We start from the raw sequence: 15,397 nt of genomic DNA on the forward strand, positions 1-15,397 counted from the left end.
TGTAACCGCATTGCTAATCTGGGATCACCTGCTCGCCTTTGTACTGCTCATGCAGACACTTCATGCACAGCGGCACGAGCATATTCCCGACACTCGCTTGAGGATGCCTTACATGACTCGACACGCACTCATCATTGACGACGATCCGGATTTTCGTGAGCTCATCAGCGGGCTGCTTTCCGCCCATGGTTTCGACTGCACGCAGAGCGAAGGGCTGCAGGACATCGCCTGCAACCCCGCCTGTCTGGAGACGGACCTCATCCTGGTGGACTACGAACTGGGCGACTTCACCGGCGATGATGTGCTCGGCTATCTGCGCGAACGCAATGTCGAGGCGGGTATCATCCTGATGAGCGCCTGTCACAACGACGACATGCAAGCGATGGTCGCCAGAGGCAAGCGCAGCGGCCTGGAGATGCTGGGCCAGCTCGGCAAGCCCTTCGACATCATGCACCTGGCCTCGCTGCTGGCAGAGCTGGACAAGCAACGCAATCCGCTGTCACTCGATGAACTGGATGATGCGCTGACCGAGCGCCAGCTGCACCTCGTCTACCAGCCCAAGATCGACCTCGCCAGTGGCCGGCTCAGCGGCGCGGAGGCTCTCGTGCGCTGGCAGCATCCTCTGCGCGGCATGGTCATGCCCAACCAGTTCATCGCCCTGGCGGAACGCAGCAATCGTATCGAGGCACTCACCTGGCAGGTCATCGAGCATGGCTTCCGCCAGCAGGGCCAATGGCAATCTCAGGGCCTTCACCTTGATCTCGCGCTCAATCTGTCACCCCAGCTGCTGCGCACCCGCGACATGCTGAAGACGCTGGATGCGCTGGCCAGTCAGCATCATGTCGATCCGCACTCCATCACGCTGGAGCTCACAGAGAGCTGCGGGATCGACTGCCTCACCTACGCTCGTCACCTGCTGAATGCCATTCGCGACCGCGGCTATCGCCTGGCGCTGGATGACTTCGGCACCGGTTTCTCCTCGATGATGCAGCTCTACAACCTGCCGTTCGACGAGTTGAAGATCGACCAATGCTTCGTCGGGCGCAGCGACAGCCACCCGGAAGCGCGCGCCATCACCCGTACCATCGTCGAGCTGGGTCAGCGTCTGAATCTCGCCGTGGTCGGCGAAGGCATCGAGACCGCGGAACAGCGCGATTACCTCTGCGATACCCGCTGCAATATCGGCCAGGGCTATCTGTTCGCGCGCCCCATGCCCGTCAGCGACTTCAATGCCTGGAGCCGCTGCCCGCCCAGCGCCGTCAATGCACTCAGCCAGCGCCACGCCTCCGCAGTCCATTGAGAAGACTGACGTCCCCCCGCAGCGCAGGACAGACAGCGGGAATGCCGCAACACCCCCACTACACAGACGCCACCCATGTCACCATGGGTGGCGTCTGTGTAGTGAAGGACAGGGTGAAGAAAGGGTGAAGAGAGCGAGAGAAGACGGGAACGGGAGAACAAGAGGGGCGGTAGTGAAATGCTGTCGGCTGTCCATCACGCCATCACGTCCCAACTATCAGGAGAACAGATAGCCCTCCTCGAGGAGGCTGTCCCGCGTCGGCACACTCAAGGAGCGCAACATAGCGACATGCTGGTGTACCCGGGTCATGTCTCCGCTGATCACGGCCTCTTCCAGTGCCTTGGCGCCACTGGCAATGCCACTGCAGCCCAGCGAAGCTGACGCCCCTTTCAGGGAGTGCGCCTCGCGCTTGAGCTCCGTGAGGTCCATCTGCTTCAGCAAGGTCACCATCACGTCGAGGCGTCCTTCAAGGCGCGTCAGGTAATTGTTCAGCAGTCGTGAATAGGCCTCGCCATTCAAGGTCGTGAGCAGCTCCTGACAGATCGCGTGTTGCAGCAAGGAAGGCGCGGCATCGGGCAGGGCGCGCGCGGCTGAGTCGTCAGTTGCCACATCGAGCGCCGGAGACGGGTCGATCTGCGCGCTCCTATCATCCGCCGCTGTCGGTCTGAAGACATCATCGCCTGGCCCCTGCACGGCGGTAGACGGCTCGCCAGCCGGAGCCTCTGGCTTGTCTGGCTCAAACGCCTCCTGCTGCGAATCAGACTTCTGTGAATCAGCCCTCTGTGACTCAGCCTCCTGTGAATCAGAGGTCTGGACCAGATACTGTTGCAGCACCCGATGCAGATCATCACGCGTGAAGGGTTTGTGCAGCACCCCCTGCATGCCGGCCTCGATGCAGCGGCGGGCATCTTCCTGCATCACGTTGGCGGTCATCGCGATGATCGGCAGACGAGCGCTGGCGGGTTGCTCGGACTCGTGCTGACGCCAGCGACGTGTCGTCTCGACGCCATCCAGTACCGGCATCTGCATGTCCATGAACACCAGGTCCACATCGTTACCAGCCTGCGCCAGCCATTCGAGTGCCTGTTCACCGTCCTCCACCACCGTGACCTGCTGCCCCAGATACTCGAGCATGGCCCGCGCCAGTGACTGATTGACCTCGTTGTCTTCCACCACCAGCACGCTTGCGTGGGACAAGGGCGTGTCTCCCACGGCCTGCTGCGGGCAAGCCTCGGCGGCGGTCAATACCGGCAGCGGCACGCGGCACCAGAAACGGCTGCCGAGCCCGAGATGGCTCTCGACGCCGATCTCACCCCCCATCGCTTCCACCAGTCGTTTGCAGATGGCAAGCCCGAGCCCGGTGCCTTCATGACGACGCGCAATCGAGGTATCCACCTGGGTGAAGGGGGCAAACAAGTGGCTCACCTGGTCGGCGGCGATCCCGCAACCGCTGTCGTGCACCTCGAAATGAAACATCTCGCCCTCTTCCAATGATGCCCTCAGTCGGATGGTCCCCTGGGGACAGAACTTGAAGGCATTGTTGAGCAGGTTGGTCAGTACCTGACGCAGGCGATTGACGTCCCCCTTCACCCAGACAGGCAGGTCATCGGTACGTTCTTCGAGGAAGATGCGCGAGCATCCCTTGCCGGCACTGCCTGTCTGGCGATGGTAATGCGCGGCCAGGGAATCGAGGAATTCGGGCAACGAGAAGCAGCGCGGATCCAGCTCCAGCTTGCCGGCTTCGATCTTGGAATAATCCAGCACATCATTGATGACGGCCTGCAGGCTCTCGGCACTCTGGCGCAGCATCGTCAGGTATTGCTGGCCACGCCGGGTCGAGACTTCCTCGCCGATGAGGTCCGAGACGCCGACCATGCCATTGAGCGGGGTGCGAATCTCATGGCTCATGATCGCCATGAATTCCGACTTGGCACGACTGGCTGCCTGAGCCAGCTGCACCATGCCATCCAGCTCCTGGGTACGCTCCTCCAGCTTGCGGGTCTTGGAGGCTCGCCCACGACTCTCGACGATCAGCGCGACCACCAGCACGATGCCGCTCAGGGTCATCAGCAGCACCAGCGACAGTGCGAGGGCATACAGGTTGAGAAGCTCCGTGCGCTCCTTCGTGCGCTGGATAGCGGCCTCTGCATTGATGTTCAGCAGCAGCTCGCCGGTCTGCTCCTGAAGCGAGTCAAGCCGGCTGAGTATCTGCATATAGAAGGACGCATCACGCTCCTGACGACTCGCCAGGTCCATGATGGCGCTGTCCAGCACCTCGATTCTGGGCAGCATGGCCATCAGCTGGGAATGCAGATCAGGCATCCCCGCCAGCATGCTGCCCAGTTGGCCGCTCTGCAGCAGTTGCACCCGGCTATAGAGGATGTCGAGCCGCAACAGCAGCTCGCTGTCATCCATCAAGGCGGGCGGCGTCGGGGTCTTCTGTTCCTCGGCCACCACCATGCGCAGCTCGCGCACTTCCCTGTCGAACTGATAGACCGCCCAGATCAGATTCTCACGCAACTTGTGCTCGAGTGCCTGCTGACGCTGATAGACCAGAACGCCAGTCACCAATGCCGAGACGAAGAACAACGTCGCGGCAATGGCGATGGCGGTTCTGAAATGCAGAGAACGAAGTGGATTCATGCACGGGCATCCTGCCAGAGCTCACGAAGTTGAGCGGTAAAAACGGGGTCAGCGTTCAATTTCAATGCGCTTCACCTGCCAGACAGAGCGAGTCATGATTTCCTCGTTGAGGAGATCCGGCTGCTCACTGAAGGGGTAGATGATGAAGATAGGACCATTGTCACGCACACGTAGTCGCTTGCCGTCGACTTCCATGGCCAGTATCACCGGATGATCGAAATAGTCCTGCACTGGCGCGCTGGCGGCGTAGTCGTTGAGCGCCACGATACGCATGGTGCCATCCTCGACACCGACCGCCTCCATCAACGCCGAACCGAGCGGACCGCTGAAGCTCACTTCGCCGTCATGCCAGGGGGTGGTGGTCACGGTTTCCCGTTGCGTCAGCGCCATGAGCATGGCGCGATCGAAATGCGCCTCGCCTCCGGCATTGGCATGGGTGATATCACCGGTGACACGCAGCACCACCGGCCCCTGCGGCGCCTCCAGGGCCATGGCGAAGGGGGAAAACGACAGTGTCAGCAGCAGAAGCCAGTGGCGCATGCGAGGTAACGCCGTGGTGAGGCGTCGCAGGAGAATGAGAAGCGGCATGGGAAGACTCCAGGGGTCATGGACAACCATGGATGACGGCCGGAGGTTCACCGTCTCGTTTCATCCTCGCCATTCACGAGCCAGCAGCGGCACCGCGCCATGAAGCAGCGAGAGGGGATGAACACGAGTATATGTCGCCATCGTCATGCCAAACGTGAACCATTGTGACGCGGTCTCACGCAAGAGACGCGTAGACTGCTTGCGATACCCACGCGGGGAGGCAATGACATGCAAATCGGCATTCTGGAAGATGATCATGATCAACGTGATTACCTGACCCTGTGTCTCGAGGCCCAGGGACATGAGCTGGCAGGCTTCGAGCGCGCCAGCCAGTTGTTGCGCGCGCTGCGCGAGCGCAGCTTCGACCTACTGATCATCGACTGGCAGCTGCCGGATGCCTGCGGCATGGAGCTGACGCGCACACTGCGCAGCGAGCACGGCTGGCGGGGGCTGATCCTGTTCATCACCGCAAGCCAGGGGGTGGAGGATGTCGTGCATGCGCTTCAGCACGGCGCCGATGACTTCCTGGCCAAGCCGATCCGCCCTGCCGAGCTGACGGCGCGTGTGGAAGCGCTGGGTAGGCGCTTCGTCACCTCCGACACCAATTACCTGCAGCCCAAGGTGGCCATCAGCGATCAATATCGGATCGAGCCGGATGAACACACCATCTGGTGCGGCGAGGAGCCGGTCGCCCTGACCCAGCGCGAATACCAGCTGGCCTCCCTGCTGCTGCGCCACGTCGGAGAGCTTTACTCACGCGCCTACCTGCTGGAGATGATCTGGGGGGTCAACGGGGATATCTCGACCCGTACGGTCGACACCCACGTCAGCCGCCTGCGGCGCAAGCTGGGGCTGGACGGCAGCCGTGGACTCAGGCTGAAAAGTGTCTATCAGTACGGATATCGACTCGAATCCTGTGCCACGACCCCCGCCAAGAGCAGCTGAGCGCCAATAGCGAGGCGTGAGCACGCTGGACCGTGGCCAACAAAAAGGAGCGGGGGACTCCATCGAGTCCCCCGCTCCTTTTTCATCGTCTGTCGTCTGGCTGACCATCTGAATCGACGTGCATCCCCGGCAAGGCACGGGGATCATCCCTCCGCCAGCATCCTGCGCAACATGCCCGCCACGGGCCCCGTCTCCGGGCGCTTGTGACGCCACAGGAAGTAGGACTCGGCCGCCTGCTCCACCAGCATGCCGAGACCATCCTCGACCCGCGCGCCGCGCTCGCTGGCCCAGCGCATGAAGACGGTCGGCTCGGCGGCATACATCATGTCGTAGGCGAGCGCCTGCGGAGAGAACAGCGAATCCGGCAACGGCGGCAGCTCACCGCCCAGCGATGCACTGGTGCCATTGATGACCAGATCGAACTGACCCTCGATGGCCGCATAGCTGCCACCGGACAGCAGGCAGCCTTGCCCCGCCAGGTCGGCGAAGTCCTCGGCCAGCGCGCTGGCCTTGGCGGCGGTGCGATTGGCGATCACCAATGCCGCCGGCTGCTTGGCCAGCAGAGGCTCCAGCACCCCACGCACGGCGCCTCCCGCGCCGAGAATCAGGATGCGCGCGCCCGTGAGCGGCGCCTCGAGACGCTCGAGATCACGGGTCAGGCCGACACCATCGGTGGTATCGCCATACAGCTGACCGGTCTTGCCGAGCATCAGCGTATTGACGGCACCGGCGCGACGGGCACGCGGACTCAGCACATCGACCAACCGGAAGGCCTGCTCCTTGAAGGGCATGGTGACATTCGCCCCCTGACCACCTTCAGCGACGAACTCGGCCCAACCGGCCGCGAAGTCATCGACCGGCGCCAGTCGTGCCTCATAGCTCAGGGAGTCCTTGAGCTGCTCAGCGAAGGAGCGATGAATCAACGGGGATTTCGAGTGGGCAATCGGGTTGCCGAATACAGCGTAACGGGACATCAGGACTCCGGGACAATCACAGAAAAGCGTCAGGTCAATGCGGCGATCAGGCCTCTTCGCCCAGCCAGTCGCGGGCATGCAGGAAGTCACGATACAGCACCGCTTCGGCACTGCCTTCCTCGGGCTCGTAGCCGTATTCCCAGTGCACTACCGGCGGCATCGACATCAGGATCGACTCGGTGCGTCCGCCGCTCTGCAGACCAAACAGCGTGCCGCGGTCCCAGACCAGGTTGAACTCCACGTAGCGCCCGCGACGATAGAGCTGGAAGTTGCGTTCACGCGCACCATAGGCCGTGTCGCGGCGGCGCTCGACGATGGGCAGATACGCCTCGAGGAAGCTGTCGCCGACGGATTGCTGGAAGGCGAAGCAGCGTTCGAAGCCCCACTCGTTGAGATCATCGAAGAACAGGCCACCCACGCCCCGCGTCTCGTCGCGGTGCTTGAGGTAGAAATATTCGTCACACCAGGCCTTGTAACGCGGATAGACATCACTGCCGAAGGCGATGCAGGCATCGTAGGCCGTCTGGTGCCAGTGACGCGCGTCTTCTTCATGCGGGTAGAACGGCGTCAGATCGTAGCCGCCCCCGAACCACCATACCGGCGCTTCGCCCTCCTTCTCGGCGATGAAGAAGCGCACATTGCCATGGCTGGTCGGCACGTGCGGGTTGTGCGGATGCAGCACCCAGCTGACCCCGACGGCATGGAAGCTGCGCCCGGCCAGTTCCGGACGCACCGCCGTCGCGGAAGCCGGCAATTCATGTCCGAAGACATGCGAGAAGTTGACGCCCCCCTTCTCGAATACGCCGCCATTCTCGATGACCCGTGAGCGACCGCCTCCACCCTCGGCACGCTCCCAGCTGTCTTCACGGAAACTTGCCTGGCCATCGCAGGCTTGCAGCGCCTCGCACAGGCGGTCTTGCAGATCGAGCAGGTAGACCTTGACGTCTTCGAGATTGGCGTGGGCCACGATGCCTCCGGTAACACGGGAATGAATGGTGACGGGGCGACACCCGTCGTTGGCCGCTGCTGGCGGTGAACTGCCAGCTTACCGCGACACGCTGCGCTCGGCAGGTCGGAAAATGCCCCTCTTGGGCGCCTGGATGACGCGGCACTGATCTGGATCAACCCGAGCGACGATCCTGCTGCTCAGGCGCGCAGTACCTTGCCGGTCGCGAGATCACGAATGGTGCTGGGACGCGGATTGCCACCGAGCGGCCCCTCGAGGATCACGTCATTGACCAGCGCGTCGCCGAAGGCGTCACGCACCTCGTCTGCGGTCATGGCAGGTGCCTCGCCGGCACGGTTGGCCGAGGTCGACACCAGCGGGCCGCCGAAGGCGGCGCACAATGCCTGGACCAGCGGATGATCGGTCACGCGCACGGCCAGACTGACGTGCTCACCGCGCAGCAAGGGGTGCGCACGGCCATTGTCAGGCACCAGCCAGGTATAGGGTCCCGGCCAGCTGGCCAGCAGCTGCTCACGCTGCTCGACGGTGACTCCCGCCAGCCAGGGTTCCAGCTGGGCGATATCACCGGCGATCAGGATCAAGCCCTTGGCGGCGTCGCGGGACTTGAGCTTGATCAGCCGAGCCAGGGCCTCACCATCGTCAGGATCACACCCCAGCCCCCAGACGGCCTCGGTGGGATAGGCAACGATGCCCCCATTGCGAAGACAGGCAGCGGCACCGTCGAGGGCACGCTGATCCAGCGAAACATCACTGACATTCATGATCTGCTCGAACTCCTAGCTGCGGCAACACGATGGCGGCGATTCTAGCACGCTCACCGGCGCGAGACCGACGCTGCACATCGACGCAACACGACGTCGCGCCGGGGTGGCATAGGCGCACCGCCCGGTTCACGGCATGATGGAGGTGTCCATCGCCCTCAGGATATGGCAGAACTGACGCAAAGGCTTGTTTCGAAAGACTATCGAGGTCATTTGGACGCTTTGCTGGACAGTCTCCATCGCCAGGCCTGATGGCGTTTCACCCCGCTCTTCTTTCCTCTTTTCTTCAGACAAGGATGTGATTCATGCGCCGCGCTTTCTCACTGACGACCTCAGCCGCTCTCTTGCTGGCATTGGCTGGCTGCGCCAGCTCTGGCACCCAGGCGCCGACCGCCCCGGCACCACGCCCTGCCCCGCTGCAGGATGCCGCGGCACAGGCGCCCTTGAGCGACCAGGCGATGCTGGCGACCCTGTGGATACAGCGCAGCGCGGAGTTTCATGCCCTGTCACTGCAAGCCTTCAACGTGGCCCACGACCGCCTGAATCTGGCGCTGGCACGTCGTCACGCACAGGACAAGCCGCTGGCGGTGGTCGTCGATGTCGATGACACCGTGCTCGACACCACCAGCTACGGCGGCTGGGCACTGCGTGAAGGTCGTACCTACGACAGCCAGAGCTGGGCTGACTGGGTGGATGACGCCATCTCCACGGCTTCACCGGGCGCCGTGGCGTTCCTCAACTACGCACACGAAAGCGGCGTCGATGTCTACTACATCACCAACCGCAAGGCGGCTGGCAAGCAGGCCACCATCGCCAATCTTGCCGCGCTGGGCTTCCCGCAGGCCAATGCCGAGCACGTGATGCCGCGCACCGACAGCTCCGACAAGACCGCGCGCCGCGCGCGGGTCACGGCCGAGCATGACATCGCGCTGCTGATGGGCGATAACCTCGGCGATTTCGATCAGGCCTTCCAGCAGTCCACCACCCGCGCACGCAATGCCGAGGTCGCCCGCCAGGCGGATCAGTTCGGCCGTCGCTTCGTGCTGTTGCCCAACCCGACCTACGGCGAGTGGGAAGGCGTGCTCTACGATGGCAACTGGAGTGCCAGTGAGCACGAGAAGCGCGCCATGCGTGATGCGGCGCTCAATGCCTGGCAGCCCGAGAGCGGCACGGTCAGACAGGGCAAATGAGTTCAGGGTGCCGGCCTCTCGGATCATCACTGCCAGGCCGGCAGCCTCGGATCATCAATGTCAGAACGGCGACCTTGGCTCAGAACCTCAGAGCCGTTTCCAGCCACCCGGCGCCTGCATGACTCGCCCCTCGAGCTCCAGTTCCAGCAACTGCATGCTCAGCTCGCTGACCGAGGTGCCACTCAGCTCGACCAGCTTGTCCAGCGCCAGCGGCACCGCCCCCAGAAAGCACAACGGTGCCGCCTCCTGACTGACAGGGGGTGTGGCTGCCTGCGAGACTGGCATCTCGAGCGATGGTAGGGACAGTGACGATGCAGCGTCGCGGGTAGCTGAACGAGTGACTAAACGAGAGGTTGAGAGAGAGCCCGTAGAGACGGCAGCGGATTGTCTGGATGACGTCACCCGGGCCTGCGTTGATGGCGGCTCGGTCGAGTGAGCCGGCAGCAGATGCTCGAGCTCCGCCAGCATGTCATCGACATGGCGTACCAGCGTCGCCCCCTGACGGATCAACTCCAGACAACCGCTGGAGGCGATGTCATCGATGCGTCCCGGCAGCGCGAACACCTCGCGATTCTGCTCCATCGCCAACCGGGCGCTGACCAGCGAGCCACTGCGCAGCGTGGCTTCGACCACTAGCACGCCAAGTGACAGGCCAGTGATCAGCCGATTGCGGCGTGGGAAATGACGCGCATGCGCGCCGGTGCCAGGCGGGTGCTCCGAGAGCAGCAGGCCGCCGCCCTCCAACAACCGTTGGCGAAGGTGATGATGCTGAGCGGGATAGACCACATCGACCCCACAGCCAAGCACCGCCAGCGTCGAGGGACTGGCCGCATAGTCGTGCGCACCGAGACGCGCTGATGCCGTCAGGGCCCCCTGATGCGCCGCGGCATCGACCCCCAGCGCCAGCCCACTGGCGACACTCCAGCCACGAGAGACCAGCTCAGCCGCGAAGTCATGCGCATGCCGCAGGCCTGCCTGGCGCGCCTTGCGCGCGCCGACGATAGCCAGCATGGGCAACTCAAGCAGCGACTGCCGCCCCAGCGCCCAGAGCGCCAACGGCGGGTCCGGCAGGGTATCAAGCATGGCGGGCCACTCGGGGTCAGCGGGGGTGAGCAGATGATAGCCCTGTGCCGGCGCATGCCAGGCAAGGTCTGTCATCACCTGCTGATAGAGCGGCGAGGATTCGGGACGCTCGCACCACAGGCGCAGCGGTGCCGCGAGGCGTGGCGGCAATACGGCCAGCCAGCCCTGCGGCCAGTCGGCCCGCTCACGCAGCTTGGCCGCGGTATGCGTGCCAAAGCCCGGCAGGCGCGCCAGAAAGACGAAATCCGCCCGCGAGGGGCCGCGTTGTTCGACATCGATCGACACGCCACACCTCCCGAGCGGATTATTGACTCACCCTGGTTGTTCACTTCAGCACGACGAGGTATTCCCCATGCCGAAGCTTGCGAGTGACAGGGAGCTTTCGATCAGCCGTGGGGCTCCAGCAACTTGTCACCGACGCTCAAGGGACGTGCTGCCTGCATCACCAGCGCGTAGCTGACCTTGTCGTAGATGCGAAATACCATCACCAGGCCACCTTCCTCACCGGGCAGGGTAATCGGCTCACCGGTGACGGGGTCGGTGATCGTCTCGCCACGGCGCTCGATACCGAAGACGTACCCCGGCTGGATACCTTCACGACTGCCGCGATTGAGCGCCACGATGTCATTGCGACCGATGTTGCGCAGCCCATCGGGGGCCGCGAGGATGACGCCACCCACATCTTCTTCGGGCGGCTGGGGCTGGAAGCTGGTGGTGATCGCACCACCGTCCGCCGGCAGCAACAGATCACCATTGAGAATCTCGCGATTGGCCGACAGCACACGCAGCACGCCGATATCCCCTTCGCGACGCTCAAGCTTGATGTCGCCGATGCTGATCATCTCCAGCCCCAGAAACTCCTGAGTGTCCGGGTCCAGATAGCGCTGCCCCTTGCGGTAGACGCTGTAGGTGTCATTGGAGGACCAGTTGCCACGGGCGTAGATGGTATCGCCGGCACCGCTGATCAGGCGGGTGTCATCCCCGGCCACGATATAGGGCGCATCGGTGAGCAACGCCGGGTCAATCACGCGATGCTCTTTCAAAAAGGCCGAGATCTTCTCCAGCGGAATCGGTGGCACCGCCTCGCGCTTGGGAATCTTGCGAATCTGGGGAGACAGCTTGACGACACCGCCCTGGCCGCGCTCCAGGCGTAGACGTGGCTCGCCATTCTCGTAGTAGAGCGAGATGCGATCGCCCGGATAGATCAGGTGCGGATTCTTTATCTGCGGATTGGCGCGCCAGACTTCCGGCCACAGCCAGGGCTCACGCAGAAAACGCCCGGAGATGTCCCAGAGCGTATCGCCACGCACCACCACGTAGGTGGAAGGTACGTCATCACGCACGGTTGCTGCCTGTGCCAGCGACATCCCTGCGCTTGCCCCCAGCGTCGCCATGCCGAGGAGTGCCGTAAAGACGGCATTGCCGACCAGTCGTTTCATGCCCATTCCTGCGTCCCTTGCGTTATTGCCACCCATCGCTCGGTGGTGATGGTCTTGTTCTGAACTCCGCACCGCGCAGACCCGCTCTGCCCCGCGCCTGGTGGCTGCTGACCCCTGTCCATCGCCATGTCAGATCAATCCTGACTATTGCCGCGATAGTAGCAGCATTGACGGCATTCGGTTCCGTTCCTCGCTTGCGCACACTACAATATCAGGCAAATCCTTTCTGACAGCACAACGGTAATTACACCAGCCATGGCCAAACGCGAAATCCTTGAATTCCCTGATGAGCGTCTGCGCAACGTTGCCGCCCCGATCGACACGATCGACGCCGAGCTGCAGACCCTGATCGACGACATGATCGAGACCATGTATGACGCCCGCGGCATCGGCCTCGCCGCGTCACAGGTCGACGAGCATCGCCGTCTCATCGTCATCGACGTCAGCGAAGATCAGTCCCAGCCGCTGGTGCTGATCAACCCGGAATACACCCCGATCGGTGATGAACAGCAACCGATGCAGGAAGGCTGCCTGTCGATTCCTGAATATTATGCCGAAGTCCCGCGCTATCTGAAGGTACGGCTCAAGGCTCAGGACCGCAACGGCGATGCCTACGAACTGGAAGCCGATGGCCTGCTGGCACATTGCATCCAGCACGAGCACGACCACCTGCAAGGCAAGCTGTTCGTCGACTACCTCTCCCCGCTCAAGCGTGATCGGGTGATGAAGAAGATGCAGAAGCGTCACAAGCTGCAAGAAGCCTGATCCCTCACGCTCGGCCACACGGCCGATATTGAGCGCATGGCGGCACCGCACGAAGGCCGAGGGCATCCCCTCGGCCTTCGTGCGGTTACTGGTCCATCAGCCGCTCCTGTCGCGCTGGCCGTCCTGCCGCAACCGTCAGCACCTTGAGCACGGCCGCCTCCGTGCTCCTACATGAGTCATAGCACATGTCGAAAGCCCTGCGCATCGCCTTTGCCGGCACCCCCGATTTCGCCGCCGAGTGTCTGTCCGCCCTGCTGGGCAGTCGCCACGAGATCATCAGTGTCCACACCCAGCCTGACCGCCCCTCCGGGCGTGGTCGCAAGCTGACCCCCGGCCCCGTCAAGCAGCTGGCACTCCAGCACGATATCCCTGTCCATCAGCCGCTCAACTTCAAGGACGAGGCCGATCGTCAGATTCTGCGCGACCTCGACGCCGACATCATGGTGGTGGTGGCCTACGGACTGATCCTGCCGCAGGCGGTGCTCGATATCCCGCGCCTGGGCTGTCTGAACATCCACGCCTCTCTGCTGCCGCGCTGGCGCGGTGCCGCGCCGATCCAGCGTGCCATCGAAGCCGGTGACAGCGAATCCGGCGTCACCATCATGCAGATGGATGCCGGTCTGGATACCGGTGACATGCTGCTGATCCGCCGCACCCCGATCACCGCCAGCACCACCGGTGGCGAGCTTCACGATGCGCTGGCGGCCCAGGGCGGCGAGGCCATCGTGACGGCTCTCGACGCCATCGCCGCAGGCGACCTGCCCGCGACCCGCCAGCCGGAAGACGGCGTGACCTACGCCGCCAAGCTCTCCAAGGCCGAGGCCGAACTCGACTTCACCCGCCCTGCCGCCGAGCTGGACGCGCGCATCCGCGCCTTCAATCCGTGGCCGGTGGCCTGGACACGCCTTGCGGGCGAGCCGCTGCGCCTGTGGATGTCCCGCACCGGCGAGCGACGCCTCACCGACTGCGTGGCGCCCGGCACCCTGCTGGCACCCAGCAAGGATTGCCTGCGCATCGCCTGCGGCGATGGCCATGAGGTGCTCGAGATCACTCGCGCCCAGTTGCCCGGCGCCAAGCCGCTGTCCGTCAAGGACCTGCTCAATTCCCGTGCTGCGCGCTTCCCCGAGGGCCTCGTCCTCGGCGCAGATCACGCCCCTGATACCGATTTCCAGACCGAGACTTCCGCATGAGCCAGTCAGACAACCCGTCCTCCAAGGGCAACGGCAAGAAGCGCAACTCCCTGCCGCCGGCCCGCAGCAAGGGCGGCGCTCACAAGCATGGCGGCGCCCGTCGCAAGCCTGACAATGCACCGGCCTCGCCGGGCGCTGCGGTGCGTGTCGCGGCTGCGCGCACGCTGGCCCCGGTGCTGGCCGCGCGTACCTCGCTGAACCTGGACAGCCTGCCGTCCGGCGTCGCCGGGCGTGACCAGGGCCTCTACAAGGCACTGTGCTTCGGCGTCTGCCGTCAGTTGCCGCGTCTGGATGCCTTGGCGGGCAAGCTGCTGAAGTCGTCCTTCAAGTCGCAGGATCAGGACATCCACGCCCTGCTGCTGCTCGGCCTCTATCAGCTGCTGTACATGCGCATCGCCCCGCACGCCGCCGTCGGTGAGACCGCTGGCGCCGCCCGTGGCCTCGGCAAGGGCTGGGCCACCGGCGTGCTCAACGCCTGTCTGCGTCGTTTCCAGCGTGAGCAGGAAGCGCTGGAAGCCGAGGTCGACAAGGACCCCGCCGTCGCTCTGTCCCATCCCCAGTGGCTGCTGGATACCTTCCAGCGCAACTGGCCGGACGACTGGCAGGCCATCGCCGAGGCCAACAATGCCCAGGCGCCGATGACCTTGCGCGTCAATGTCTCCGCCATCAGCCGCGACGACTACCTCGCCCAGCTGGCGGAAGCCGAGATCGAAGGCGTAGCCTGCCCCTTCGCCGAGCACGGCATCACCCTGACCAGCGCCTGCGACGTCAGCGCCCTGCCGGGCTTCGAGGAAGGCCTGGTCAGTGTGCAGGATGAAGCGGCACAGCTGGCCGGTCAGCTGCTGGCACCGGCCGTGACGGCCATCAACGCCGAGGGTGAAGGCGTGCGCCTGCTGGATGCCTGCACCGCGCCGGGCGGCAAGCTGGCGGACATGCTGGAGCGCTTCCCGGGCCTGGACGCCACCGCCATCGACATCGACGGCGAGCGCCTCGAGCGCGTGGAAGAGACGCTGGAGCGTCTGGAGCTGGGTGCCGGCGTCGTGTGTGCCGATGCCAGCGAACGCGACTGGTGGGACGGCGAAGCCTTCGACGTCATCCTGCTCGACGCGCCCTGCTCCGGCAGTGGCGTCATCCGTCGTCACCCGGACATCAAGCTGCTGCGTCGCCCGAATGACATCGGCGATCTGGCACGCCTGCAGGGCAAGCTACTGGCCAATCTGTGGGGCATGCTCAAGCCCGGCGGCACCCTGGTCTACGGCACCTGCTCCATCATCACCCAGGAAAACGCCCGCGTGATGGACCGCTTCCTGGCCGCGACGCCGGACGCCAAGGCCGAGACCATCAAGGCCGACTGGGGCCGTGTCTCCGGTGCTGGCCGCCAGATGCTGCCACAGGTCAATGGTCACGACGGCTTCTACCTAGCCCACATCACCAAGGCCAGCGCCTGATCACAGCCAGGTGAGCCGTGTCGGCGCGACGTCCGTGATGACATGAGATGCCACGCCTGACATTCCCGGACAGCCGCGCCCCGACTCTCGGGGCGCGGCTGTCT

At 64.0% G+C, this 15,397-nt stretch carries 13 protein-coding genes; 6 read left to right on the forward strand and 7 right to left on the reverse strand.

Annotated features, from left to right (window positions below):
- Nucleotides 1-112: 112 nt before the first annotated feature.
- Nucleotides 113-1,300, forward strand: coding sequence for an EAL domain-containing response regulator (locus tag F8A90_RS14680; protein WP_159055832.1), 1,188 nt, complete (start codon nt 113-115; stop codon nt 1,298-1,300).
- 216 nt (nt 1,301-1,516) lie between these two features.
- Here the strand turns inward: F8A90_RS14680 and F8A90_RS14685 are convergent, their stop codons facing one another.
- Both F8A90_RS14685 and F8A90_RS14690 read right to left on the reverse strand, forming a co-directional pair.
- On the reverse strand, nt 1,517-3,943 hold the full coding sequence (locus F8A90_RS14685; protein WP_200017652.1) for an ATP-binding protein: 2,427 nt from the start codon (nt 3,941-3,943) through the stop codon (nt 1,517-1,519).
- A gap of 48 nt (nt 3,944-3,991) precedes the next feature.
- Complete coding sequence (locus F8A90_RS14690; protein WP_166020142.1) at nt 3,992-4,483, reverse strand: molybdopterin-dependent oxidoreductase; 492 nt, start codon at nt 4,481-4,483, stop codon at nt 3,992-3,994.
- A gap of 276 nt (nt 4,484-4,759) precedes the next feature.
- On the opposite strand from F8A90_RS14690, the gene F8A90_RS14695 reads away from it, so the two are divergent.
- The gene (locus F8A90_RS14695) at nt 4,760-5,476 is read left to right on the forward strand and encodes a response regulator transcription factor (protein ID WP_166020143.1); all 717 of its coding nucleotides are present in this window, start codon (nt 4,760-4,762) and stop codon (nt 5,474-5,476) included.
- Between the two features lie 143 nt (nt 5,477-5,619).
- On the opposite strand, the gene aroE is transcribed toward F8A90_RS14695, so the two are convergent.
- The 3 genes from aroE to F8A90_RS14710 form a co-directional block, all read right to left on the reverse strand.
- Nucleotides 5,620-6,453 (reverse strand): shikimate dehydrogenase, encoded by an 834-nt coding sequence (aroE, locus tag F8A90_RS14700; protein ID WP_200020064.1) that lies wholly within the window; start codon nt 6,451-6,453, stop codon nt 5,620-5,622.
- A 43-nt stretch (nt 6,454-6,496) separates the two neighbouring features.
- Nucleotides 6,497-7,417: an oxygen-dependent coproporphyrinogen oxidase gene (hemF, locus tag F8A90_RS14705; protein ID WP_200017653.1), complete on the reverse strand. Its 921-nt coding sequence runs from the start codon at nt 7,415-7,417 to the stop codon at nt 6,497-6,499.
- Nucleotides 7,418-7,596: 179 nt separating this feature from the next.
- A complete protein-coding gene (locus F8A90_RS14710) occupies nt 7,597-8,178 on the reverse strand; it encodes an L-threonylcarbamoyladenylate synthase (RefSeq protein ID WP_166020146.1) in 582 nt (193 codons plus the stop codon).
- Nucleotides 8,179-8,483: 305 nt separating this feature from the next.
- Here F8A90_RS14710 and F8A90_RS14715 point away from each other — a divergent pair, with 305 nt between their 5' ends.
- Nucleotides 8,484-9,368, forward strand: a complete 885-nt coding sequence (locus F8A90_RS14715; protein WP_200017657.1) for a 5'-nucleotidase, lipoprotein e(P4) family — start codon at nt 8,484-8,486, stop codon at nt 9,366-9,368.
- An 87-nt stretch (nt 9,369-9,455) separates the two neighbouring features.
- Here the strand turns inward: F8A90_RS14715 and dprA are convergent, their stop codons facing one another.
- A complete protein-coding gene (gene dprA, locus F8A90_RS14720; RefSeq protein WP_233593352.1) occupies nt 9,456-10,736 on the reverse strand; it encodes a DNA-processing protein DprA in 1,281 nt (426 codons plus the stop codon).
- Between the two features lie 101 nt (nt 10,737-10,837).
- Nucleotides 10,838-11,890 carry a LysM peptidoglycan-binding domain-containing protein gene (locus F8A90_RS14725; RefSeq protein ID WP_166020149.1) on the reverse strand — a complete coding sequence of 351 codons (1,053 nt, stop codon included), beginning with the start codon at nt 11,888-11,890 and terminating at the stop codon, nt 10,838-10,840.
- 255 nt (nt 11,891-12,145) lie between these two features.
- On the opposite strand from F8A90_RS14725, the gene def reads away from it, so the two are divergent.
- The 3 genes from def to rsmB all read left to right on the forward strand — a co-directional run bounded on the left by def (nt 12,146) and on the right by rsmB (nt 15,293).
- On the forward strand, nt 12,146-12,655 hold the full coding sequence (gene def, locus F8A90_RS14730) for a peptide deformylase (protein ID WP_043333797.1): 510 nt from the start codon (nt 12,146-12,148) through the stop codon (nt 12,653-12,655).
- Between the two features lie 185 nt (nt 12,656-12,840).
- Nucleotides 12,841-13,845, forward strand: coding sequence for a methionyl-tRNA formyltransferase (fmt, locus tag F8A90_RS14735; RefSeq protein ID WP_200017659.1), 1,005 nt, complete (start codon nt 12,841-12,843; stop codon nt 13,843-13,845).
- On the forward strand, nt 13,842-15,293 hold the full coding sequence (gene rsmB, locus F8A90_RS14740; RefSeq protein ID WP_082388816.1) for a 16S rRNA (cytosine(967)-C(5))-methyltransferase RsmB: 1,452 nt from the start codon (nt 13,842-13,844) through the stop codon (nt 15,291-15,293). Before fmt ends, rsmB begins: the two co-directional genes overlap by 4 nt.
- The last annotated feature ends 104 nt before the right edge of the window (nt 15,294-15,397 follow it).

It is taken from the genome of Cobetia sp. cqz5-12, assembly GCF_016495405.1.
GTDB lineage: Bacteria > Pseudomonadota > Gammaproteobacteria > Pseudomonadales > Halomonadaceae > Cobetia.

What these genes read in the sequence shown, in the direction of transcription:
- F8A90_RS14715 (WP_200017657.1), top strand. Translation starts at nt 8,484, where the DNA reads ATGCGCCGCGCTTTCTCACTGACGACCTCAGCCGCTCTCTTGCTGGCA.
- F8A90_RS14695 (WP_166020143.1), top strand. Translation starts at nt 4,760, where the DNA reads ATGCAAATCGGCATTCTGGAAGATGATCATGATCAACGTGATTACCTG.
- F8A90_RS14725 (WP_166020149.1), bottom strand. Translation starts at nt 11,890, where the DNA reads ATGAAACGACTGGTCGGCAATGCCGTCTTTACGGCACTCCTCGGCATG.
- F8A90_RS14680 (WP_159055832.1), top strand. Translation starts at nt 113, where the DNA reads ATGACTCGACACGCACTCATCATTGACGACGATCCGGATTTTCGTGAG.
- rsmB (WP_082388816.1), top strand. Translation starts at nt 13,842, where the DNA reads ATGAGCCAGTCAGACAACCCGTCCTCCAAGGGCAACGGCAAGAAGCGC.
- F8A90_RS14685 (WP_200017652.1), bottom strand. Translation starts at nt 3,943, where the DNA reads ATGAATCCACTTCGTTCTCTGCATTTCAGAACCGCCATCGCCATTGCC.
- F8A90_RS14690 (WP_166020142.1), bottom strand. Translation starts at nt 4,483, where the DNA reads ATGCGCCACTGGCTTCTGCTGCTGACACTGTCGTTTTCCCCCTTCGCC.
- fmt (WP_200017659.1), top strand. Translation starts at nt 12,841, where the DNA reads ATGTCGAAAGCCCTGCGCATCGCCTTTGCCGGCACCCCCGATTTCGCC.
- F8A90_RS14710 (WP_166020146.1), bottom strand. Translation starts at nt 8,178, where the DNA reads ATGAATGTCAGTGATGTTTCGCTGGATCAGCGTGCCCTCGACGGTGCC.
- def (WP_043333797.1), top strand. Translation starts at nt 12,146, where the DNA reads ATGGCCAAACGCGAAATCCTTGAATTCCCTGATGAGCGTCTGCGCAAC.